Annotated in this window: 24 protein-coding genes; 12 read left to right on the top strand and 12 right to left on the bottom strand. The window is 62.0% G+C overall.

Going from position 1 to position 21054, the window contains the following annotated elements:
• Positions 1–107: 107 nt before the first annotated feature.
• From AC1DVN_RS24280 to bluB, 3 genes are read left to right on the top strand one after another with little or no spacing between them, the layout of a single operon-like run.
• Positions 108–761 (top strand): lipocalin family protein, encoded by a 654-nt coding sequence (locus tag AC1DVN_RS24280; protein WP_477994294.1) that lies wholly within the window; start codon positions 108–110, stop codon positions 759–761.
• A gap of 30 nt (positions 762–791) precedes the next feature.
• A complete protein-coding gene (locus AC1DVN_RS24275; protein WP_477994293.1) occupies positions 792–1844 on the top strand; it encodes a CobW family GTP-binding protein in 1053 nt (350 codons plus the stop codon).
• Positions 1841–2470, top strand: coding sequence for a 5,6-dimethylbenzimidazole synthase (bluB, locus tag AC1DVN_RS24270; protein ID WP_019747874.1), 630 nt, complete (start codon positions 1841–1843; stop codon positions 2468–2470). Before AC1DVN_RS24275 ends, bluB begins: the two co-directional genes overlap by 4 nt.
• 15 nt (positions 2471–2485) lie before the next feature.
• Here the strand turns inward: bluB and AC1DVN_RS24265 are convergent, their stop codons facing one another.
• From AC1DVN_RS24265 to AC1DVN_RS24250, 4 genes are all read right to left on the bottom strand, one after another.
• Complete coding sequence (locus tag AC1DVN_RS24265) at positions 2486–3925, bottom strand: DEAD/DEAH box helicase (RefSeq protein ID WP_019747875.1); 1440 nt, start codon at positions 3923–3925, stop codon at positions 2486–2488.
• 228 nt (positions 3926–4153) lie between these two features.
• Positions 4154–4567 carry a molybdenum cofactor biosynthesis protein MoaE gene (locus AC1DVN_RS24260; RefSeq protein ID WP_003944730.1) on the bottom strand — a complete coding sequence of 138 codons (414 nt, stop codon included), beginning with the start codon at positions 4565–4567 and terminating at the stop codon, positions 4154–4156.
• Complete coding sequence (gene moaCB, locus AC1DVN_RS24255) at positions 4560–5546, bottom strand: bifunctional molybdenum cofactor biosynthesis protein MoaC/MoaB (protein ID WP_378667093.1); 987 nt, start codon at positions 5544–5546, stop codon at positions 4560–4562. The genes AC1DVN_RS24260 and moaCB overlap by 8 nt, the downstream gene beginning before the upstream one ends.
• A 28-nt stretch (positions 5547–5574) precedes the next feature.
• Positions 5575–6777, bottom strand: a complete 1203-nt coding sequence (locus AC1DVN_RS24250) for a molybdopterin molybdotransferase MoeA (RefSeq protein WP_477994292.1) — start codon at positions 6775–6777, stop codon at positions 5575–5577.
• Positions 6778–6888: 111 nt separating this feature from the next.
• On the opposite strand from AC1DVN_RS24250, the gene moaA reads away from it, so the two are divergent.
• The 3 genes from moaA to AC1DVN_RS24235 all read left to right on the top strand — a co-directional run bounded on the left by moaA (position 6889) and on the right by AC1DVN_RS24235 (position 9267).
• Entirely contained in the window at positions 6889–7947 is a 1059-nt protein-coding gene (moaA, locus tag AC1DVN_RS24245) for a GTP 3',8-cyclase MoaA (protein WP_477994291.1), read from the top strand.
• Positions 7940–8197 carry a MoaD/ThiS family protein gene (locus tag AC1DVN_RS24240; protein WP_003944706.1) on the top strand — a complete coding sequence of 86 codons (258 nt, stop codon included), beginning with the start codon at positions 7940–7942 and terminating at the stop codon, positions 8195–8197. The genes moaA and AC1DVN_RS24240 overlap by 8 nt, the downstream gene beginning before the upstream one ends.
• 314 nt (positions 8198–8511) lie before the next feature.
• Positions 8512–9267 (top strand): hypothetical protein, encoded by a 756-nt coding sequence (locus AC1DVN_RS24235; RefSeq protein ID WP_477994290.1) that lies wholly within the window; start codon positions 8512–8514, stop codon positions 9265–9267.
• Between the two features lie 13 nt (positions 9268–9280).
• On the opposite strand, the gene nadE is transcribed toward AC1DVN_RS24235, so the two are convergent.
• Positions 9281–10105 (bottom strand): ammonia-dependent NAD(+) synthetase, encoded by an 825-nt coding sequence (gene nadE / locus AC1DVN_RS24230; protein WP_046378368.1) that lies wholly within the window; start codon positions 10103–10105, stop codon positions 9281–9283.
• A gap of 68 nt (positions 10106–10173) precedes the next feature.
• On the opposite strand from nadE, the gene AC1DVN_RS24225 reads away from it, so the two are divergent.
• On the top strand, positions 10174–10728 hold the full coding sequence (locus AC1DVN_RS24225) for a nucleosidase (RefSeq protein WP_019747881.1): 555 nt from the start codon (positions 10174–10176) through the stop codon (positions 10726–10728).
• A 19-nt stretch (positions 10729–10747) separates the two neighbouring features.
• On the opposite strand, the gene AC1DVN_RS24220 is transcribed toward AC1DVN_RS24225, so the two are convergent.
• Both AC1DVN_RS24220 and AC1DVN_RS24215 read right to left on the bottom strand, forming a co-directional pair.
• Positions 10748–11527 carry an META domain-containing protein gene (locus AC1DVN_RS24220; RefSeq protein WP_070796204.1) on the bottom strand — a complete coding sequence of 260 codons (780 nt, stop codon included), beginning with the start codon at positions 11525–11527 and terminating at the stop codon, positions 10748–10750.
• A 35-nt stretch (positions 11528–11562) separates the two neighbouring features.
• Positions 11563–12162: a TetR/AcrR family transcriptional regulator gene (locus AC1DVN_RS24215; RefSeq protein WP_019747883.1), complete on the bottom strand. Its 600-nt coding sequence runs from the start codon at positions 12160–12162 to the stop codon at positions 11563–11565.
• A gap of 106 nt (positions 12163–12268) precedes the next feature.
• On the opposite strand from AC1DVN_RS24215, the gene AC1DVN_RS24210 reads away from it, so the two are divergent.
• Positions 12269–12835 carry an NAD(P)H-dependent oxidoreductase gene (locus AC1DVN_RS24210; protein WP_019747884.1) on the top strand — a complete coding sequence of 189 codons (567 nt, stop codon included), beginning with the start codon at positions 12269–12271 and terminating at the stop codon, positions 12833–12835.
• Between the two features lie 70 nt (positions 12836–12905).
• Here AC1DVN_RS24210 and AC1DVN_RS24205 read toward each other — a convergent pair whose 3' ends face one another.
• Positions 12906–13733, bottom strand: a complete 828-nt coding sequence (locus tag AC1DVN_RS24205; protein WP_477846047.1) for a siderophore-interacting protein — start codon at positions 13731–13733, stop codon at positions 12906–12908.
• 291 nt (positions 13734–14024) lie between these two features.
• Between AC1DVN_RS24205 and nrdH the strand changes: the two genes are divergently transcribed.
• The 3 genes from nrdH to nrdE all read left to right on the top strand — a co-directional run bounded on the left by nrdH (position 14025) and on the right by nrdE (position 16958).
• Positions 14025–14255, top strand: coding sequence for a glutaredoxin-like protein NrdH (gene nrdH, locus AC1DVN_RS24200; RefSeq protein ID WP_019747886.1), 231 nt, complete (start codon positions 14025–14027; stop codon positions 14253–14255).
• An 82-nt stretch (positions 14256–14337) separates the two neighbouring features.
• Positions 14338–14817 carry a class Ib ribonucleoside-diphosphate reductase assembly flavoprotein NrdI gene (gene nrdI, locus AC1DVN_RS24195; protein ID WP_019747887.1) on the top strand — a complete coding sequence of 160 codons (480 nt, stop codon included), beginning with the start codon at positions 14338–14340 and terminating at the stop codon, positions 14815–14817.
• Positions 14775–16958, top strand: coding sequence for a class 1b ribonucleoside-diphosphate reductase subunit alpha (gene nrdE, locus AC1DVN_RS24190; protein WP_029255087.1), 2184 nt, complete (start codon positions 14775–14777; stop codon positions 16956–16958). The genes nrdI and nrdE overlap by 43 nt, the downstream gene beginning before the upstream one ends.
• A 61-nt stretch (positions 16959–17019) precedes the next feature.
• Here the strand turns inward: nrdE and AC1DVN_RS24185 are convergent, their stop codons facing one another.
• Both AC1DVN_RS24185 and AC1DVN_RS24180 read right to left on the bottom strand, forming a co-directional pair.
• A complete protein-coding gene (locus tag AC1DVN_RS24185) occupies positions 17020–17232 on the bottom strand; it encodes a type II toxin-antitoxin system antitoxin (RefSeq protein WP_003944723.1) in 213 nt (70 codons plus the stop codon).
• Positions 17233–17244: 12 nt separating this feature from the next.
• On the bottom strand, positions 17245–18162 hold the full coding sequence (locus tag AC1DVN_RS24180) for an SPFH domain-containing protein (RefSeq protein ID WP_003944699.1): 918 nt from the start codon (positions 18160–18162) through the stop codon (positions 17245–17247).
• Between the two features lie 170 nt (positions 18163–18332).
• Between AC1DVN_RS24180 and nrdF the strand changes: the two genes are divergently transcribed.
• Positions 18333–19298: a class 1b ribonucleoside-diphosphate reductase subunit beta gene (gene nrdF / locus AC1DVN_RS24175; protein ID WP_003944744.1), complete on the top strand. Its 966-nt coding sequence runs from the start codon at positions 18333–18335 to the stop codon at positions 19296–19298.
• Positions 19299–19393: 95 nt separating this feature from the next.
• Here nrdF and AC1DVN_RS24170 read toward each other — a convergent pair whose 3' ends face one another.
• Together AC1DVN_RS24170 and AC1DVN_RS24165 are read right to left on the bottom strand one after the other, a co-directional pair.
• Positions 19394–19867 (bottom strand): NUDIX hydrolase, encoded by a 474-nt coding sequence (locus tag AC1DVN_RS24170; protein ID WP_019747889.1) that lies wholly within the window; start codon positions 19865–19867, stop codon positions 19394–19396.
• A gap of 66 nt (positions 19868–19933) precedes the next feature.
• Positions 19934–21028, bottom strand: a complete 1095-nt coding sequence (locus AC1DVN_RS24165; RefSeq protein WP_214500023.1) for an iron-siderophore ABC transporter substrate-binding protein — start codon at positions 21026–21028, stop codon at positions 19934–19936.
• Positions 21029–21054 lie beyond the last annotated feature (26 nt).

Here is a 21054-nt window from a genome sequence, read left to right as displayed (position 1 = left end):
ACAAACCGAAAGTAGTTTTACATACGTCCCCATCCTCCAGTCCGTCAGCTCCGAATACCTTGAGGAACCAATGCCGATCGAGCGTTGTACAGACGAGGAGCAATGACATGAAGTGGTCGGGGCGAAGTGCGATTGCGATTGCGGGAGTGTGCGCCGCAGCGACGCTGTTTTCGGGAACCGCGCAGGCGAGCCCACTCTGGGAACCTCTGCAGCCGGTGGCGAACCTGGACGCCGCGCGCTACGTAGGGGAATGGAACCAGGTGGCGGCGATTCCTCAGCCCTTCAACCTCGCGTGCGCGAAGGACACCCGGGCGAGTTACGGGATCGTCGATTCGTCGAACGTGAGCGTGAAGAACACGTGTACGACGTGGACCGGCCAAGCCAACGAGATCGTCGGGAATGCCCGAGTTACCGATCCAGCAACGGGTGCCCAGTTGCATGTGAGCTTCCCCGGGGTGCCCTCGCAGGAGAGTTTGGACGGTCCGCCCAACTACATCGTCACGTATATCGCCGACGATTATTCGTGGGCACTGGTGGGCGATCCACTCAGGCTTTCCGGGTTCGTGCTCTCACGGTCCCCGATTGTCGACGCGGCCGGCTGGAGTGAGATCCGCCGGGTCGCCGAATCCCGTGGATACAACGCGTGCACGATCTTGACGTCACCGACCACCGAGGGCACGTCGGACATCCGTCCGCTCTGCACAGTGTTAGTCTGCTGTCAGCGTGAACCTTCCGGAGCCACACTCCACTACGATCACTGATCGGTACGTGTGGTTTCGGAAGGTTGCGTGGTGGCGAAGAAGCAGATTCCCGTAATAGTCGTCGCAGGCTTTCTCGGCTCGGGAAAGACGACGCTGCTCAACCATCTTCTGCGCAACAACGACGGTGTACGCATCGGCGTGATCGTCAACGACTTCGGCTCCGTCAACATCGACTCGATGATGGTCGCCGGTCAGGTCGATTCGATGGTGTCTCTCAGTAACGGCTGTTTGTGCTGCGCTGTCGACGTCTCGGACATGGACGAGATGCTGAACAAGTTGGCGCACCGGCAATCCGGGATCGACGTCATCGTCATCGAGGCGAGCGGGCTTGCTGAGCCGCGGAACATGATTCGACTCGTCCTCGGAAGTGAGAACCCGTCTGTCGTCTACGGCGGCCTGGTGGTCCTGGTCGACGGAGCCAATTTCTCCACCGTTCGCCGCGAACATCCCGAGCTCGATCAACATGTCCGCCTGGCAGACCTGGTGGTAGTCAACAAGATCGACAGCGTTCCGGTCTGCGAGCGCGAGAGATTCACGGCCGGAATTCGCGAGTTGAATCCGCGAGCGCCGATAGTGGAGACGGCGCATTCACGGATAGACCCTGCTCTGCTGTTCGATTCCGGTGAGGTGACCCCTCCCGCTCCGGGCGATCAACTGAGCCTCGACGAGCTCTTGCGCGAGGGGCACGACGACGATCACGAGGACGGCTCGTGTCACCACGATCACCTGCACCACCGCTACGAATCGGTTGATTTCACGTCGGAGATGCCACTCGATGCCAGGGCTCTGACGCATTTCCTCGAGAATCAACCGCCGGGGGTGTACCGCATCAAAGGATTCGTGAACTTCGAGATTCCGGGTTACACAGGAAAATTCGAGATCCAATCGGTGGGTGATCATGTTCGGATCACGCCGCTGCGGTGGAAGTCGGGCGAACCTCGAACCACGCAACTGGTTGTGATCGGTACCGGGATGGATTCGGGAGTGGTCGGCAGCGCACTCCGCGCCTGCGTGCGCGAGGAAACGGTCGAACCGCACCCCGACGCCATGCTGGGATTGCACCGCTATACCGTCGGGGCGTGAGTGAATCAGATGTATCCGTGTACGAAGCGATTCGGCGACGGCGAGACGTTCGCGCCGAGTTCTCGGGAGAGGTCATCCCCGACGAAACTCTGATGCGCATTCTCGACGCCGCCCATCGCGCGCCGAGCGTGGGAAACACGCAACCGTGGGATTTTGTCGTCGTTCGTAATCCGGAGACGCTCAATACCTTCGCGGCACACGTCGCCGATGCCCGGCTGAAGTTCGCGCAGTCTTTGCCCGAGGATCGCCGATCGACGTTCGACCCCATCAAGATCGAGGGAATCGCCGAGAGCGGTACCGGCATCGTCGTCACTTACGACCCGTCACGCGGTGGCCCGAACATCCTCGGCCGTCATACCGTCGACGACACCGGACTGTTCTCGGCGGTACTCGCCATTCAGAATTTGTGGCTCGCCGCAGTGGCCGAGGAGATCGGCATCGGCTGGGTTTCGTTCTACGACGAGAAGTACCTCACCGAACTCATGGGCATTCCGTCGCCCGTACGCCCCATTGCGTGGCTGTGCGTCGGGAAGGTGACTGAGTTTCAACAGGTTCCGGATCTCGAGCGCTTCGGATGGCGACAGCGCCGGCCATTGGCCGACGCTGTCCACTACGAAACCTATTGAGTTGTACCGGGTGGCCTAGCGCGCGGGACGGCCCCCGGTGGAGCCTGCGGTGCGAGCGCCGCCGCCGGTGCGGGGACGGCGAGCGCCGCCGCCTGCATGTTCCTGACGGGCAACTCCGCCGGTGCGAGCACCGCGTGACTGACCGCCCTGTCCGGAGCGAGCCTGACCCGAACGTGCTGCGCCGCCGCGTCCACCCTGGCCGGCGGGACGCTGTCCGCGTCCACCGTTCGGCTGGGCCGGAGCCTTCGGAGCCGGCGTGACGTGCGGTGCGATGTCGCCGACCAACTTGACGACGTGCTCGGAGTTGGCAGTCGAACGAACCGGGGTCACCTTGATGGCTGCCTTACGCATGAGGATCGCGAGATCCTTACGCTGCTCGGGCAGAACCACGGTGACCACGTCGCCGGCGCTGCCTGCGCGAGCGGTGCGACCACTGCGGTGCAGGTACGCCTTGTGCTCGGCCGGCGGATCGACGTGGACGACCAACTCGACGTCGTCGACGTGGACGCCGCGCGCTGCGACGTCGGTGGCGACGAGGACGCGCGCTTCACCGGCGGAGAATGCCGCCAGGTTACGGTCGCGAGCGGCCTGAGAGAGGTTGCCGTGCAGGTCCACTGATGGGATGCCCGACTCGGTGAGCTGGCGAGCCAACTTGCGTGCCTGGTGCTTGGTGCGCATGAACAGGATGCGACGACCGGTACCGGAAGCGAGCTTCTCGACCAGAGCCTTCTTGGCTTCGACGCCGTCGACGTCGAACACGTGGTGCGTCATCGCTGCGACGGGGGAGTTGGCCTCGTCGACCGAATGCATGACCTCGTTCTTGAGGAAACGCTTGACGAGCTTGTCGACGCCGTTGTCCAGCGTTGCCGAGAACAGAAGGCGCTGCCCGTCCTGCGGGGTGGACGAGAGGATGCGGGTGACGACGGGCAGGAAGCCGAGGTCGGCCATGTGGTCGGCCTCGTCGAGCACGGTGATCTCGACGGCGTCGAGGCTGACGAATTTCTGCTTCATGAGGTCTTCGAGGCGACCGGGGCAGGCGACGACGATGTCGACTCCGGCCTTGAGAGCCTGAACCTGGCGGTGCTGCGAGACGCCACCGAAGATGGTGGTCACGCGCAAGTCGTATGCGGCGGCCAACGGTTCGAGGGTTGCGGTGATCTGGGTGGCGAGCTCACGCGTCGGTGCGAGCACCAGGCCGAGCGGTCGACCCGGACGACGCTTGCCCCCGGACAGTTCGCCGGCGAGGCGGGAGACCATGGGGATGGAGAACGCGAGGGTCTTGCCGCTTCCGGTCTTTCCGCGGCCCAGTACGTCGCGCCCCGAAAGAGTGTCGGGGAGGGTGTCGATCTGGATCGGGAACGGAGAAGTGATTCCGCCGTCTTCGAGAGCTTTCACCAGCGGTGCGCGCACACCGAGGGCTGCGAAGGTGGTAGCGGGCGTAGAGATGTCAGACAAGTGTATTCAGAGCCTTTCGGGCACGTGTTCGTGCCCGGATGCCGACACGGGAATTAACCGGTCGAACAATCAAGCACAGTGGTGGCGGCGCTGCCGGTCGGCAGGCTTCTTCGCCGTAAGAAGAGCGGGTGCATTGAGCACTCAGCAAGAAAATTTGCGTTCTACGACGCTGGATGCCCGATTTCAGGCACCTAGTGATCGCAACTCTACCTTCTCGGAGCGTTCGACCTACAACCCGACCCATTCGGAGACGCCGTTTGCGAAGTGTTGCCGCTTCCAGATCGGTACCTCGTGCTTGATGCGCTCCACCAGTTCGGCGCACGCGGCGAACGCCTCCGCTCGATGCGGGGCGGCGACGGCGGCGACCAGTGCGAGGTCACCGATCTCGAGGTGGCCGACGCGATGGATCGCGGCAACCGGCAGGCCGGTCGAGGCTGCAACCTCTTGGCAGCACGTCTCGAGAAAGCGTTCCGCGTCCGGGTGTGCCTGGTACTCCAACGCTGAAACTGCTTGACCTCCATCGTGATTGCGCACCGTTCCCGTGAACACCACAACAGCGCCGTTCTTCGGACCGGCAACGGCGGCGTCGACGGTGTCTGCGTGAATCGGTTGCTCGGAGATCCGAGCCAGTAGCTCACTCATCGTGTGCTCCTCCGCCTGCGACCTGCGCGAGCAGGTGATCGATGATGGGTTCGAGGACGGCGAGACCGTCCTTCACTCCACCGGGAGAACCCGGAAGATTGACGATGACCGTCGTACCTGTGAGACCTGCCACACCACGGCTCAGTGACGCGTGCGGGGTCTTCTCGAGGCCCTTGGTTCGGATCGCTTCTGCGACCCCGGGCAACTCACGGGTCAAGACTGCCCGGGTAGCTTCCGGCGTTGCATCCGTGGGGGAAGCACCGGTGCCGCCGGTGCTGATGACAAGCGACGGGGAGCCCTCCTTGGCGTCAGCGATGCCTGCCGCGATGTCTGCGTCGGCGTACACAAGCGGTCCACGCACCTCGAAGTCCCGCTCGCGTAGCCAGGCTGCGATCGTCGGTCCGGTGGTGTCGGGTCTGGTTCCGTTGGCACCGCCGGTGGAAGCGACGAGGACGGTTGCGGACCGTGGCGAGGCGAAGGCGTGCGCCGGAGATGTCTGTGAGTTCTGAGTGTCGCGGGTCCAATGTCCGTGTTTACCACCGTCTTTGGTGAGCAGGCGAACACCGTTCATGGTGGCTCCGGGATCGACCGCTTTGACCATGTCGTGCAAGGTCAGGCCGGCTACCGCGACGGCGGTGAGTGCTTCCATCTCGACGCCGGTCTGTCCGCGAGTCTTTGCCGTCGCTTCGACGGTGATCGAGGTTTCGGTGAACCCGAATTCCACCTTGACCGACGAAAGCGCGAGCTGATGACACAACGGGATCAGCTCTGACGTCTTTTTTGCACCGGCGATTCCGGCAATGCGCGCGGTGGTGAGGACATCGGCCTTGGGCATGCCGTCGGCGCGGACGAGGCGAACTACCTCGGCGGTCGTGACGAGTTCACCGGCAGCGACGGCGATGCGCATCGTCTCGGCCTTGGCGCTGACGTCGACCATGCGCGCTCGGCCTTCGCTGTCGACGTGTGTCAATTCGGTCATGAGTGTCCTTTGAATCAGATCGAGTGAATCAAAACGAGGAAGTCGAGAGCGGGAGGACATCGACGAGATCGCCCGCTCCGAGTTCGGTCACGGCAGCGGGGACGTCGATCAGGACGTCGGCCCACGCCATTGCTGCAACGAGGTGCGAGCCGGGTCCGGCCACGAGTTCGATACCGTCCGCAGTTCTACGCGCGCGCAGGAACTGGCGCTTGCCATCCACCGAACGCAGCGGTGCAGTAAGTGGCAGCCGTTCGCGCGGGATCTCGGGCAGACCCGCGGCCCGGCGCAGTTCGCCGCGGGCGAAGACCTCGAACGAGACCATCGTGCTGACCGGGTTGCCCGGGAAACTCAGGACCGGCACTTCGTTCACGACTGCAGTGCCTTGCGGGCCACCAGGTTGCATTGCGACGTGGCCGAAGTGTGCACCCAGAGGGGTGAGAGTTTCCTTCACCACCTCGAAGTCGCCCATGGACACCCCACCGGAGGTGAAAACCAGATCGGCGACCGAGGTTGCGTACGAGAGTAATTCGCGGAACTCGGCGGGGTCGTCGCTGCTTCGGGCGACGGAGACGACATCGGCGCCGTTGGCTTCGGCCAATGTTGCCAAAGCTGGGCCGTTGGAATCGTAGATCTCGCCGGGTTCGAGAGTTGTTCCGGCACTTTTCAGTTCGGCGCCCGTCGTAATTATCGCGGCCCGTGGCTTCGTGTACGTGTCGAGCGAGGCCAGGCCCACAGCACTCAGCGCGGCGATATGGCGAGGTTCCAAGTGTGTTCCGGCCGTGACCAGTAGCATTCCGGCAGTGATGTCACTGCCACGTTCGCGAACGAATTCGCCTACAGACCTGCCCCGTTCGATGGTGACCACGTGTTCGGTGACGCCCGTGGTGTCCTCGACGGGAACGACGGCGTCGGCACCCTCGGGGAGCGGCGCACCGGTCATGATGCGAAATGCCGATCCTGGAAGGTGTTTCGGTGGTTTTCCGCTTCCAGCGGCGATCACGCCTCGAACCGTCAGTGTGGTCGGAACCGAGGCCACAGAAGCAGCATCGACCGCATATCCGTCCATCTGTGAGTTGCGGAAGAGGGGCAGGTCCACCGGCGATGCGATATCCGAGCAAGTTATGCGCCCCAACGCTTCTGCCGTCGGAACCGCCGACGGAGAGAGGGTGTGCAGGCCGGTGAGCAATCCGGAGATGTGCGCAGCGTGTTCCTCGACCGAACGCGCGCTCATGACAGTAACCTCGACAACCTCGACATGTTTTGATCCTAGGCGGTGTGGTCCGTCCGACACACGGAGTACGGCTTTCGGTCATACTGGAGCAATACGGAAGTTGGTGAAGTGATGACAGTGGTCTCGATGGGAATTCCCACCGTGCGGTTTGACGCTGCCTCCCTCGCCGGTCGTCCCGAGACGGATCTCCTGGTCGACAGGTTCGGGCGTGTTGCCAGAGATCTGCGAGTCTCGATCACCGAGAAGTGTTCACTTCGTTGCACGTATTGCATGCCGGAGGAAGGCTTGCCGGCCATCGCTGCGGAAGACCTTCTGAGTGCCGACGAGATCGTTCGAGTAGTCGGAATCGGTGTCGAACGAGTCGGTATTCGCGAGGTGAGGTTCACCGGCGGCGAACCGCTGATGCGTAGTGACCTCGAAAAGATCATCGCTGGGTGCGCCGCGCGCGTGCCAGGAATTCCACTTGCCATGACCACCAACGCCGTTGGGCTCGAACATCGTGCCGCAAAGCTGGCTGCAGCTGGTTTGACCCGCGTCAATGTTTCCCTGGATTCGGTTGATCGCGCGCACTTCGCGGAATTGACGCGGCGAGACAGGTTGCCTTCGGTTCTCGCGGGAATCCGAGCGGCCGCGGTGGCTGGCCTTGCGCCGCTCAAGGTAAATGCCGTTCTCATGCGCGAAACGCTCCACGGCGCGGCGGACCTTTTACAGTGGTGCCTCGACGCCGGAGTCGAATTGCGGTTCATCGAACAGATGCCTCTCGATGCAGACCATGCTTGGGCGCGCGAGAACATGGTGACTGCGGCTGAATTGCTGTCGGTATTGAGTGACCGTTTCGAATTGGCCGCAATCGGTCGCGAAGACCCGTCGGCTCCTGCTGAAGAATGGCGTGTCAACGGAAATGAAATGACGGTGGGGATCATCGCTTCGGTGACGCGCTCGTTCTGCAGTGATTGCGATCGGACGCGAATGACAGCAGAGGGAACAATTCGGTCATGTTTGTTCAGTGACCGTGAAGTTGATCTGCGCGCGGCGCTCAGATCGGGAGCAAGTGACGACGAACTTGCGGATTTGTGGCGCGGTGCGATGTGGAACAAATGGGCAGGGCACGGCATCGACGCCGCGGACTTCGTTCCGCCCGAAAGAAGTATGGGAGCGATCGGTGGCTGATCCGCATTCGATCTCGGTTCGTTACTTTGCTGCTGCAGCGGATGTATCCGGTTGCCGTAGCGAGGTAGTCGCCATTTCGCCCGACAACACACTTGCCGAGTTGGTGGCGGTTTTGGTCGGGCGATACGGACCGGAGATGGAGCGAGTGCTGTCGGTCTCGGCTTTCCTCGTCGGTGACGAGTTGACCCGCGACGTCTCTCGAGCCTCCGGTAGCGCTGTCGATATTCTTCCGCCTTTCGCTGGAGGCTAGTCCGAGAATTGCAGGCGTAGCTATTTGTGGGCTGCCGACGTATGGTCCTTTTTCGGTTTCCCGGTCCAAATATTTATATCTTGATCACTCCAGCTCAAGTGGCATCTATCTCCGTTTTCTCCATTGTTGGTCAATTGTCCAGCATTGGTCGTTTTGTTTAGTTTCTCCTACTTTTGGGGGAGTAAATGCACTTCTAATTGCCCAGGTGAATTGTCATCTGTTTGGATGACAAAAGAAATACCTTCGCTGTTGGTAATTGTCGACATGTGTTAATTTTGGCGCAATTCCACTCGGGATATGTGAAAGGTATTTCAATGTCGATTAATTCCACGCGCCGTGTCGGAGTCGTCGTAGCGCTCCTCGGGGCAGCTGCACTCACCGCTCCGGCAATTGCTACTGCGCTTCCGTCCACCGGTTCTCTCGGCTCTTCTGCGCCGGAAGCCTCGTGCTCGACCCTGTCCACCGAAGCGACGCCGAACGGGTGGGGCATCCCGTTCACCGACGAGAAGGATCAGACCGCGTGGTACTCGGCCGACAACGTTCTCGACAAGGACGGTTCACTGAAGCTGGCCGTCGACGGTACCGGCGATCGTTCGGTTTCCTACCATTCGGCCGGCGGTATCAAGCTGTCCGACGCAGTCAGCAAGGCGATCGGCTTTGCCGAGCGCGCCGCCACGCCGACTGCGGCGTTCCAGCTCCGCCTCACCGGAACCACCGGCGGAAAGTTCGAGAACGGATTCACCACCTTGGTGTGGGTCCCGGGACCGGACGCGACGCCGACGGCTGACGGCGGCGTTCACGCGGATCTCCAGAAGGGCGTGTGGTGGAGCACTCAGAACATCGACGGCGCCACGGACCGCGTGTCAGTGCCTTTGGCTGACATCGTCGCCGCGAACCCGAAAGCGGTAGTCGACCACTACGGCGTCAGTGTCGGGACCGGTTCCGCTGCCACCTCGACGCTGGTCGATGCGGTGCAGTTCAACGGATGCACCACCAACTTCGCGAAGAAGGATCCGGCTTCGGGAACGGGTTCGCTGGGCGACGTCTTCGGCAGCCTGTTCGGTAGCTAGTCGCTGGTAAGAGTTACTTCCACCAGTCATCCAGGGGTGTGACCGGCACCGTGCGCTTGTGACGAGTGTTGGCGAACATCTTCTCGAGCTTTTCGGCTACCTCGGAGGAAACGTCCTTTCCTTCGAGGTAGTCGTCTATCTGTGAGTACGTGACGCCGAGGGCAACTTCGTCGGGCAGCGCGGGTCGGTCGTCCTCGAGGTCGGCGGTCGGCACCTTGCGCCACGTGCTCTCGGGTGCGCGCAATTCCTGCAGTAGCGCAGCGCCCTGACGTTTGCTCAGGCCGGTGAGCGGCGTGATGTCGACGCCGCCGTCACCGAATTTCGTGAAGAAGCCGGTAATCGCTTCTGCGGCGTGGTCGGTACCGATCACCAAGTAGCCGAGCTGACCGGCAATCGCATATTGAATGACCATTCGTTCGCGCGCCTTGATGTTGCCACGGACGAAGTCGCGTAGTTCGCCGTTCCCCAACGCCTCGGAGGCCTCACGGGCTGTGGCGTCGGCGCCAGGCTTGACGTTGACCGTGAGAGAGCGGTCCGGCTTGATGAAGCCGAGTGCGATCTGAGCATCGGATTCGTCGGCCTGCGCGCCATAGGGGAGTCGAACGGCGACGAACTCGGCCTCGTGGCCTTCTTCACGAAGTTCAGCGACCGCGCGTTGGGCGAGGGCTCCGGCGAGCGTGCTGTCCTGACCGCCGCTGATTCCCAGAACGAACCCTTTGGCGGGGGTCGAGCGCACGTAGTCCTTCAGGAACTGGACTCGCGCGCGAACCTCCGCTGCGGCGTCGATTGTCGGCTTTGTGCCGAGTTCTTCGATGATGCTTTCACGCAGTGTGGCCATGAATGGACTCTAGCGATGTGAGCAGGCGCGTGCAGTGCCACCGTATCCGGGGCGGTACGGTCGCGCACATGAGTGCGAACAACGTTCTGGTGGTCAGTGCGACGAAGTCGGAAGCGGCATACGTGCCGCAAGGATACGAACTGCTGATCACGGGGATTGGAAAGGTCAGTGCTGCAACAGCAGTCGCCTCTGCTCTCGCGCGGTACGAGCGGGAGAATCTGCCGCTGGTCGTCAACATCGGGACCGCCGGTGCGCTGCACGCGCACCACGGTGGCCTCTATGTTCCCGGGGTTGTCATCAATCACGACATCAGCAGCACCGCGATCCGAGCGCTGGGGCACGACGTCGCGGACCGTTTGGTACTCGCCGGCGGTGACGACTCGGTGTTGGCGACCGGCGACGCATTTATCGCCGACACTGCGACCCGGGACGCTCTCGCTCAGCGAGCCGATCTGGTCGACATGGAGGGGTTTGCCATCGCATTCGCCGCGCAGGCTGCGGGTGCTACCTGCCGCCTCGTCAAACATGTCAGCGATCACGCGGACGACTCGGCCTTGGACTGGCCCGCGATGATCGATGCCAGCGCCCGCGAATTGGGGCGCTGGCTGCTCGACAACGTCTGATCGAGCCTGCAGCGTCTGGTCAAGCCTGCGCAGTCAGTATCAATCCGGTGTTGTCGGGCTTGCGCAGGGTCAGCGTGTCGGCGTCGACGGTGTAGCTCACTTCACCGTCGAGTACCGCCAGGATCTGACGCTCGATGTCCATGTTCTCCTCGGGGCAGGCCATTCGCGTGGTTGCCATCGGCGTGAACGTGACTGTGGTGTCGGATACCTGGGCGCTTCCGGTCATGCGATTGCATCCGGTGGTTCCGCTGACCGAACCGTCTGCGGCAATCGTGAGTTCGGGAGCTGACGTCTCCAGAGCCAGGCTCGTACTGATCGCATCGGGACTGATGAGTGACGTGACGGTCCACGTCGTGCCCTGCAGAGGTCGATCCGGCGTGACGATCTTCTTGTCCTGCAGAGTCACTGTGGCGTCGTCCGATGTCAGGGTGAGGGTGTCGCCGTCGAGGCTCCACGTCGGCGCGGAGGTCAGCAATGTTGTTGTCCAGGCGTCGGATTCGGCGATGCCGGGAGGGCAGCCCATCATGGTCGACGCCATGGTGCCGGTGGTCAGCTTGCCTTCGGTGAACTCGATCGAGCCGTTTGCCGTGTTGCATCCGGCGCTCGCGGACACTCGACCCGCTTGGCTGAAATCGAGAGTCAGCGGGCCGCCGCCGGGAATTTGTGTTCCGTCGACGGAGGTCGAGATGAAGACGCGGCCGGAGGGGTCCGTCTTGTCCTCGGGGGAGTCGGACGACGCGGAGCAACCGCTTACCGCGGCGATGGTCAGGAGGCCGATGACGGCAGCTGCGATGCGCATGGGCTCACATTAAGTGGTGGGACGGATCTGGGGAGTCAACATCGAGTAACGCGCCGGGCAAGGTCTTCCCAGCCGGCGGCCAGGCGCTCGGTGGTCATCCCGAGATCGCGCACCTGATGAAGGACAAGCGACGCTTCGAGCGGTGCCAACAGTGCTGAAGCGAGCAGATCGAGGTCGCCCTCGACACCGGCTCCTCGAAGAAGTCCGATGACGTGAGCGATGCCGAGCGCCCGGGCCGGACCGCCGAAGCGGTATTCAGGAGCGTTTTCCGCCGCTCGGAGGACTTCGCCCTGTACTTCCACCATGGCGATCCGGGCTCGTCCGAACGCGATGAGGCGCTCGATCGGCGGCGCGCCAGGACCCAACGGTGGGGGGCCGAACATGAATGCCTGCTGCAGTTCTCGCTCGGTGTGATCGAGCAGTGCCTGCATCAGTCCCGATCGATTGCCGAAGCGCCGAAAAACTGTGCCCTTGCCCACACCGGCCCGGCACGCGACGGCATCCATCGTGACCGCGTCGACACCTCGCTCGGCGACGAGGAGGGCTGCGGCGTCGAGCAGAAGTACGCGGTTACGTGCTGCGTCACCGCGCTCGACGGGTACGGCGCCGATCTGGGGGAGGGGGATTGCGCTCACGGGATCAGGTTACAGGGCCGGGGAATGTAAGTGGACCGCGGTCCGTTTAGTTGATATAACTTTCAACCGGAGCCACCAACCGCACCACTCTCGAAGGAATCTCGTTATGTCACAGACCAATGTTCTCGTTCTCGTCGGCAGCCTGCGCGCCGGATCCGTCAATCGCCAGCTTGCCGAGACGGCTGTGTCCGCCGCACCCGAGGGTGCAACGCTGACGGTCTTCGAAGGCCTCGCCGACGTCCCCTTCTACAACGAAGACATCGACGTCGAGGGTGCTTCCATTCCCGCTGTCGACGCACTGCGCGCCGCTGCGAGCGACGCTGACGCGTTCCTGCTCGTCACCCCCGAATACAACGGCACCATCCCCGCTGTTCTGAAGAACGCCATCGACTGGATCTCGCGTCCGTACGGTGTCGGTGCAGTCAAGGACAAGGCTGTCGCAGTCATCAGCGCTTCGCCCAGCGGTAACGGCGCCAAGTGGGCACACGAAGACACCACCAAGGCAGTCCGCATCGCCGGCGGCAAGGTCGTCGAGGACACCGCACTGAGCATCGGTGGAACCGGCGCACTGTTCGGTGAGCTGCACCCGCGTGAGAACGCAGAGGTGCTCGCTCAGGTCTCCAAGGTCGTCTCCGACCTCGTCGACGCCAGCAAGCAGCTCGTCAACGCGTAATCCGTTTCACGAGTGAGGGCCATGCCGGAAGGTATGGCCCTCACTCGTATGCGAGTCACGCCCATATGCGCTAAAGCCCTTCGCGTTCCATCGCGTCGTCGACGGCGTCGCGAACCGACTCGAAATCCTTGCCGGCCATCATCGCTTCGCCCATCGCGGCATCGATACGGTCGGCGACGACGGCGTACCGACGCTCCCAGTTCGCCTTGTCCTTCCGCCAGTAACCCATCACGTGCATGCGGGGTGCCGGGATTTCCCATGTTCGACGCAGATGGGCGCGGATGCGTCTGGCGGTCGCGGCCTCGACTGCGCACCAGATGTAGCCCTCGCCGGGAGGCAGGGGAATGGCAGCCAATTCGGCGAGCAGTGAGTCTGCTTCGTCGATCCATCGGTAGTTAGCGGCGGCGCGCGTCGTGAACGTCTGCTGTTCGCTCGGCGCGGGCACCTGTGCAATGACGTGGATCGGTAGACCGTCGGGTGCTTCTTCCAAGATCCGCCCGATCGCAGGCAGTGCGGCGTGATCGGCGACGAGTAGCAGCCAGTCGCACTCTGCCGGCGGCTTGAACCACCCGCTCGCAGTCGAAAGATGGACGGTCTCGCCCGGTTGCGCATTCTCGGCCCAGAGCGCAGCTCCGCCGTGGCCGTGGAGAACGAAGTCGATCTCCAGTTCGTTCTTCGAGGGCTGCCAGCGCCGGACCGTGTAACTACGGGCGTGAGGGGGGTCGAGGGGGAATCTGACGAGCACCCGTTCGTCGGGGCTCCCGCTCGTCTCGAAGTCGCTCAGGCCCGCACCGCCGAAGGTGATTCTGCGCATCTTAGGTGTCACCTGCTGCGTTCTCGTCACGGTTGCCTGGTGGCGCGGAGCTTCGTCCTTCGGGGGTGTTTCCACGACGCTCATGGTAGGTCCGAGTAGTGGTTTTCAGATGCTGTCGGGCCTGCGGCCGAAATGTGACGGGCGACACGCCGACGCGCCGGAAGATGTGTGCGCTGAACTGGGGCTACCTGGGAATTTCAACGATGTGACTCACAACATCTCGCGTTATGTGTTTCTGTCGGCCACTAGGTGTAGTGTCTTGAGCACTGAGAGACCACAACGCGGAACGCCTCGAGCGAGACTCCGGCAATCGGTCGAATCGGTGCTGAACATCACTACATCGGCCTTTGTTGGCTAAGCGAAAGAGGGACTCTCATGAGCATCACCGTCTACACCAAGCCCGCTTGCGTTCAGTGCAATGCCACCTACCGCGCCCTCGACAAGGCCGGTCTCGAATACAACATCATCGACATCACCGAGGATGCCGAAGCCCGCGACTACGTCATGGCTCTCGGGTACCTCCAGGCGCCCATCGTGGTTGCCGGTGAAGATCACTGGTCGGGTTTCCGTCCCGATCGCATCAAGACCCTGACCGTCGCTGCTTGAAGCGCCGCAGTGTCGGCGGTGGACACCTCCGCCGACACATCTGAGTAGTTCCGGGCACCGTACAAGAAAATGGTGACAACCGATGACTTCGCTGGTCTATTTTTCCAGCGTGTCGGAGAACACCCACCGATTCGTTCAACGTCTCGGCCTGCCTGCGACACGTATACCTATCCATGACCGTGACGGCTCATTTCGTGTAAACGAGCCCTATGTGCTGATTCTGCCCACCTATGGTGGCGGGGTCACCGTGACAGGGCGCGACACCAGTTATGTGCCGAAGCCGGTCATTCGTTTTTTGAACAATCCACACAACAGGTCGTTGATCAGAGCAGTGATCGCGGCGGGAAACACCAATTTCGGTGAGTCCTTTTGCTATGCAGGAAACATCATTTCCCAGAAATGCCACGTTCCTTTTCTGTACCGGTTCGAACTCATGGGCACTGCCGAGGATGTCGACCGAGTACGAGAAGGCTTGGGGGAGTTCTGGAATCATCTCGAAACAGAGAAGGAGCACGGGCAGTGGCGCCAACCATCACTGACACGATCGCGGCAGGAAGCGTAGAGCGTGATGCACGCGGCGGCGATTCCACCAACGGTCTCGACTACCACGCACTCAATGCCATGCTCAACCTGTACGGCGCCAACGGTGAGATCCAGTTCGAGATGGATGTCGCTGCAGCCCGTCAGTACTTCTTGCAGCATGTCAACCAGAACACCGTGTTCTTCCACAACCTCGACGAGAAGCTGGACTACCTCGTCGAGGAAAACTATTACGAGCCCGAGGTTCTCGATCAGTACTCACGTACTTTCGTGAAGTTCCTGATCGATCACGCGTACGCCAAGAAGTTCCGCTTCCCGACGTTCCTGGGTGCATTCAAGTACTACACCTCCTACACGCTCAAGACCTTCGACGGTAAGCGCTACCTCGAGCGTTTCGAAGATCGTGTCTGCATGGTTGCGCTCACCCTGGCCGCAGGCAACGAAGACCTGGCCGTCGAACTCGTCGACGAGATCATCGCCGGACGCTTCCAGCCCGCCACCCCGACGTTCCTGAACTCGGGCAAGAAGCAGCGCGGCGAGCCCGTGTCCTGCTTCCTGCTTCGTATCGAAGACAACATGGAGTCCATCGGTCGCTCCATCAACTCGGCACTGCAGCTGTCCAAGCGTGGTGGCGGAGTTGCCTTGCTGCTCACCAATGTTCGTGAGCACGGCGCACCGATCAAGAAGATCGAGAACCAGAGTTCGGGTGTCATCCCGATCATGAAGCTTCTCGAGGACTCGTTCTCCTACGCCAACCAGTTGGGTGCGCGTCAGGGCGCCGGCGCCGTGTACCTGCATGCGCACCACCCCGACATCTACCGCTTCCTCGACACCAAGCGTGAGAACGCCGACGAGAAGATCCGCATCAAGACGCTCTCTCTCGGCGTCGTGATCCCGGACATCACTTTCGAACTGGCGAAGAAGAACGAGGACATGTACCTGTTCTCGCCGTACGACGTCGAGCGCATCTACGGAGTTCCGTTCTCCGACATCAACGTCTCCGAGAAGTACTACGAGATGGTCGACGACAAGCGAATTCGCAAGTCCAAGATCAAGGCTCGCGAGTTCTTCCAGACCGTCGCCGAATTGCAGTTCGAATCGGGCTACCCCTACATCATGTTCGAGGACACGGTGAACCGGGCAAACCCGATCGAAGGCAAGATCACTCACTCGAACCTGTGCTCGGAGATCCTGCAGGTTTCGACGCCTTCGCTGTTCAACGACGACCTGTCCTACTCGAAGGTCGGCAAGGACATCTCCTGCAACCTGGGTTCGCTGAACATCGCGAAGACCATGGACTCGCCCGACTTCGCGAAGACCATCGAAGTGTCGATCCGCGGATTGACGGCAGTGTCCGACCAGACACACATCTACTCGGTGCCGTCGATCGAGCAGGGCAACAACGACTCTCACGCCATCGGCCTCGGTCAGATGAACCTGCACGGATACCTCGCTCGTGAGCGGATCTTCTACGGCAGCGAAGAAGGCATCGACTTCACGAACATCTACTTCTACACCGTGCTGTTCCACGCACTGCGTGCGTCGAACAAGATCGCCATCGAGCGCGGCTCGTACTTCAAGGGTTTCCCGGAGTCGAAGTACGCCTCGGGTGAATTCTTCGACAAGTACACCGACCAGGTCTGGGAGCCTGCAACCGACAAGGTTCGCGGACTCTTCGCCGATGCGAAGCTGCACATCCCCACCCAGGACGACTGGCGTGAGCTGAAGGCTTCGGTTCAGAAGCACGGTATCTACAACCAGAACCTTCAGGCCGTCCCGCCGACCGGCTCGATCTCGTACATCAACTACTCCACCAGCTCTATCCACCCGGTGGCGTCGAAGATCGAGATCCGCAAGGAAGGCAAGATCGGTCGCGTCTACTACCCGGCGCCCTACCTGACCAACGACAACCTGGAGTACTACCAGGATGCCTACGAAATCGGGTACGAGAAGATCGTCGACACCTATGCTGCCGCAACGCAACACGTCGACCAGGGCCTGTCGCTGACGCTGTTCTTCAAGGACACCGCCACCACACGCGACATCAACAAGGCGCAGATCTACGCGTGGCGTAAGGGCATCAAGACGCTGTACTACATCCGTCTGCGTCAGATGGCACTCGAAGGCACCGAGGTCGAGGGCTGCGTTTCCTGCATGCTGTAAAGGGCTCTGCCCCGTGCGCCTTTTCGGGTAGTGGTTACTACCGAAAAGGCGCACAGGGGTATCAGGCCGGCGGACGGCCTGGACCGTGCATCTTGCCGGCATTCTTCGGCATTCGACCGTGCTCGGTGAGTGCGCGCCGAAGGAGAAACTCGATCTGGGCGTTGGTACTTCGGAGATCGTCGGCGGCCCAGCGGGCAAGCGCGTCGTGCACCGCTGGGTCCAACCGAAGCAGGATCTTCTTACGCTCCGATCTCGGAGCTGGATCCGTGGCCATGTGGCCTTTCCTTTACTGGTAGAGCGAACCGGTGTTCAGCACCGGTTGTGCGTCGCGGTCGCCGCACAGCACGACCAGAAGGTTACTGATCATTGTGGCCTTGCGTTCCTCGTCGAGTTCGACGACGTGCTTTTCCTCGAGCTGCTTGAGTGCCATGTCGACCATGGACACCGCGCCTTCGACGATTTGCTTGCGGGCGGCGATCACTGCACCCGCTTGCTGGCGCCGAAGCATTGCGCTGGCGATCTCGGGTGCATACGAGAGCCTGTTGATGCGTGTCTCGATAACTTCGACACCCGCCGCACGCACGCGGGCGTGAACCTCCTCCGACAAGGTGGTGGTGATGATATCGGCGTTCTCGCGCAACGAGACTCGGCCTTCGGCGTCGTACGGGTAGCTGCCGGCGATATGGCGGACTGCCGCCTCGGTCTGCACCGAGACGAACTCCTCGTAGTCGTCCACCTGGAATGAGGCGAGCGCTGTGTCGGCAACTTGCCAGACGACCACCGCCGAGATCTCGATGGGATTTCCGTCGGCGTCGTTCACTTTCGCCTGACCGGTCTCGTGGTTTCGGATACGCGTAGAGATCGATCGACGGACCGTCAGCGGATTTGTCCATCGCAGGCCCGGCGTGCGCAGGGTGCCGCTGTACGAGCTTCCCAGGAGTTGAAGGACTCGGGCTTGATTCGGTTGCACCAAGGTCAGGCCCATCAGCAGGGGGAGTGACGCGATGAACAGCACCACACCGACCGGAATCAGGGCGAAGAGTCCCAGAACTCCGCCAACGACGGACAGCGCGATTCCGGCCAGGAAGAGAAGTACGCCGCCGAGGAGCATCCAGCTGCCGGACAGGTCCCAGCCTGGGCGTTCGGCGATCGTTGTGGTGGCGACTCCGGTCGGTTTCTCGGCCACGGTGGGTGTGCTGGTCATGCGGGACTCGCTTTCCATCGGTAAGTGATATTTAATTGATATCACATTTTTTGTACTCGTGGAGGGGCGCGTGCGACACATGTTGTTGTGTTGGCATCGCGGACCCGACACAACGGGTAGTGTTCAGGCAAGCCAACATTCGGCAGTATCTCTCTCGCTAGGTAGGAATTATGGTCAAGCTGGTCAGTCGCGTTTCCGCCATCAACTGGAATCGCGTCCAGGACGAGAAGGACGCCGAGGTATGGGATCGCCTCGTCAGCAATTTCTGGCTGCCCGAAAAGGTGCCGGTCTCCAACGACATCCCGTCCTGGGGAACGCTGACCGCGCAGGAGCAGCAGCTCACCATGCGCGTCTTCACGGGCCTGACGCTGCTCGACACCATCCAGGGAACGGTCGGCGCCGTCAGCCTCATCCCGGACGCGATCACTCCCCACGAAGAAGCGGTGTACACCAACATCGCCTTCATGGAATCGGTGCACGCGAAGAGTTACAGCTCGATCTTCTCGACGCTGTGCTCCACCCCGGACATCGACGACGCGTTCCGCTGGTCGGAGGAGAACCCCAACCTGCAGCGCAAGGCGCAGATCGTTCTCGACTACTACAACGGCGAGTCGCCGCTCAAGCGCAAGGTCGCCTCGACGCTCCTCGAGAGCTTCCTCTTCTACTCCGGCTTCTACCTGCCGATGTACTGGTCCTCGCGAGCCAAGCTCACCAACACCGCAGACCTCATCCGCCTCATCATCCGCGACGAGGCCGTGCACGGGTACTACATCGGCTACAAGTACCAGAAGGGCCTCGAACAGCTCACCGAGGCCGAGCGTGAAGAGCTCAAGAACTACACGTTCGAGCTGCTCTTCGAGCTCTACGAGAACGAGGTCGACTACACGCAGGACCTCTACGACGGCGTCGGCCTGACCGAGGATGTCAAGAAGTTCCTGCGCTACAACGCCAACAAGGCGCTCAACAATCTCGGCTACGAAGGCCTCTTCCCGAAGGACGAGACGGACGTCAATCCGGCTATCCTGTCGGCACTTTCACCGAATGCGGACGAGAATCACGACTTCTTCTCCGGCTCGGGAAGCTCCTACGTCATCGGCAAAGCCGTCAACACCGAAGACGACGACTGGGATTTCTAGAGCGACCCGCTCGGGATTTCTAGAGCGACCTATATACCGAAGCCCGACTCCTGCACACGCGGGAATCGGGCTTCGGTCGTCGATGGGGGAGTGGGTCAGCGCAGAAACCACGCTTCCGGCTTGTCCAGCAATGCTTTTGCGAGGCGCAGACGCGAGGTTTCCGTCATGTCCGAAGGCAATTCGCTCGGCGCGAACCACGCGACCTCGAGGTTTTCGTCGTCCGCCACGTGTGCATCTCCGCCGGTCCACCTGGCCAGGAAGCAGACGTCGAGGTACTGGGTCACGTCACCATTGGGGTACGTAATGGGTTCTGTGACATCGACACTCGTGATCCGAATCAATTCGGCGTCGACGCCGGTTTCTTCCTTCGCCTCCCGCACCGCCGCCGCCGACGGTTCCTCTCCGGGCTCGAGAACGCCGGACACGACGGCCCACTGACCGTTGTCGGCGCGGCGGGTGAGCAGGACCCGGCCGTCGTCGTCGCGGATCACGACGCTCACGCCGGACAGCCAGAGCGGCGCATGACCGACCTTCTCGCGCAAAGCGACAATGAATTCCGGGATCGGCATGATCAGAACCCGACCGTCACAGTTGTGGCGAGCCGCCTCGAATGTGGGAGTAGCGGTTCGTTCCAGTCAGCTCGCATATCCGTTCAAGGTTCCCTTCAAGTCCGCCAATACGGCACGGGCGGCAGTCATCCCGTTTCCGTTCCAGATTTCGTCTTCAGCGACGAACACACGCCGGTCGGTGGCGGCGGCGAGGTCCTGCCACTGGTCGCTCTTCATGATCTCGGTGCCGTAGGTACGGCCGTTCGGCCCGTCGAAGAGTACGTAGATCAAGTCACCTTCGGCGGCGCTGAGATCGTCGGCCGGAATCGGTGCTGTGGTCGCATCGGTCAATCGCTGCGCCGGTGGGCGCCGGACGCCGACGTCGCTGAGGATCTGTCCGGCGAAGGATGCGGGACCCTCGATCTGCAGGTCCTTCGAACCGAACCGAACCACTGATGCCTGCGTCTGTGATGCATTCAATGCGTCGCCGAGTTGCACGACGTCCTGCTGGTAGCGGTCCAGCTCCGTCGCAGCCGCGGACGAACGGCCAAGTGCCTGGCCGGCGAGGGCGAACTGCGCTTTCCAGTACACGGGATCCGCGCCGGCGAACACGGTGGGGGCGATGGCGTCGAGTTGCCCGTACAAACCGTCGGACGCCGGACTGGACCCGAGGATCAAGTCCGGCGCGGCGGCCTTCACGGCGTTGACGTCGGGTGCGCTCACGGGGCCGACGCTCGGAATCTCCGAGATGCCGAAACCGAGGTACGACGGTTGAGGCGAGTCGACACCGGTCGCGGCGCCCACTACCCGCTCCCACAGACCGAGGGCGCACACGGCGTCCATCGAGACGCTGTCGAGGACCACGATCCGTTGGGGATCGGAAGGAACCTCGGTTTCACCCGCAGTGTGTACGACTCGACGCTTCACCCCGGGGCCCGCTCCCGGGTCGGCTTGCGTCGGCGTCGGGCACGCGGTGGCGGTGTCGCGTTCGATGCCCATCACGCCGGCACCGGCGATCGACGTAGTGGTCCGGACGATGGTGCTCGCGGGATCGTCCGACGAGTCGGACGAGCAACCACCGAGGACGAGCATCGTGGCGGCGATCCCCAGGATCGAGACACGACGAATGGACGTGCGGGCGGACGTGCGTGAGAGAACGGACGTACGTGAGAGAACAGACAAGTCGACGGCTTCCTGTGTGAGCGGGC

The organism is Rhodococcus sp. P4_E4, assembly GCF_056401575.1.
This window is presented reverse-complemented; position numbering and strand designations above follow the sequence as displayed.

Coding starts and splice junctions, on each gene's coding strand:
- AC1DVN_RS24280 (WP_477994294.1), top strand. CDS start 108: ATGAAGTGGTCGGGGCGAAGTGCGATTGCGATTGCGGGAGTGTGCGCC.
- AC1DVN_RS24260 (WP_003944730.1), bottom strand. CDS start 4,567: ATGAGTGAGCTACTGGCTCGGATCTCCGAGCAACCGATTCACGCAGAC.
- moaCB (WP_378667093.1), bottom strand. CDS start 5,546: ATGACCGAATTGACACACGTCGACAGCGAAGGCCGAGCGCGCATGGTC.
- AC1DVN_RS24250 (WP_477994292.1), bottom strand. CDS start 6,777: ATGAGCGCGCGTTCGGTCGAGGAACACGCTGCGCACATCTCCGGATTG.
- moaA (WP_477994291.1), top strand. CDS start 6,889: ATGACAGTGGTCTCGATGGGAATTCCCACCGTGCGGTTTGACGCTGCC.
- AC1DVN_RS24235 (WP_477994290.1), top strand. CDS start 8,512: ATGTCGATTAATTCCACGCGCCGTGTCGGAGTCGTCGTAGCGCTCCTC.
- nadE (WP_046378368.1), bottom strand. CDS start 10,105: ATGGCCACACTGCGTGAAAGCATCATCGAAGAACTCGGCACAAAGCCG.
- AC1DVN_RS24225 (WP_019747881.1), top strand. CDS start 10,174: ATGAGTGCGAACAACGTTCTGGTGGTCAGTGCGACGAAGTCGGAAGCG.
- AC1DVN_RS24220 (WP_070796204.1), bottom strand. CDS start 11,527: ATGCGCATCGCAGCTGCCGTCATCGGCCTCCTGACCATCGCCGCGGTA.
- AC1DVN_RS24210 (WP_019747884.1), top strand. CDS start 12,269: ATGTCACAGACCAATGTTCTCGTTCTCGTCGGCAGCCTGCGCGCCGGA.
- AC1DVN_RS24205 (WP_477846047.1), bottom strand. CDS start 13,733: ATGAGCGTCGTGGAAACACCCCCGAAGGACGAAGCTCCGCGCCACCAG.
- nrdH (WP_019747886.1), top strand. CDS start 14,025: ATGAGCATCACCGTCTACACCAAGCCCGCTTGCGTTCAGTGCAATGCC.
- nrdI (WP_019747887.1), top strand. CDS start 14,338: ATGACTTCGCTGGTCTATTTTTCCAGCGTGTCGGAGAACACCCACCGA.
- AC1DVN_RS24185 (WP_003944723.1), bottom strand. CDS start 17,232: ATGGCCACGGATCCAGCTCCGAGATCGGAGCGTAAGAAGATCCTGCTT.
- AC1DVN_RS24180 (WP_003944699.1), bottom strand. CDS start 18,162: ATGACCAGCACACCCACCGTGGCCGAGAAACCGACCGGAGTCGCCACC.
- nrdF (WP_003944744.1), top strand. CDS start 18,333: ATGGTCAAGCTGGTCAGTCGCGTTTCCGCCATCAACTGGAATCGCGTC.
- AC1DVN_RS24170 (WP_019747889.1), bottom strand. CDS start 19,867: ATGCCGATCCCGGAATTCATTGTCGCTTTGCGCGAGAAGGTCGGTCAT.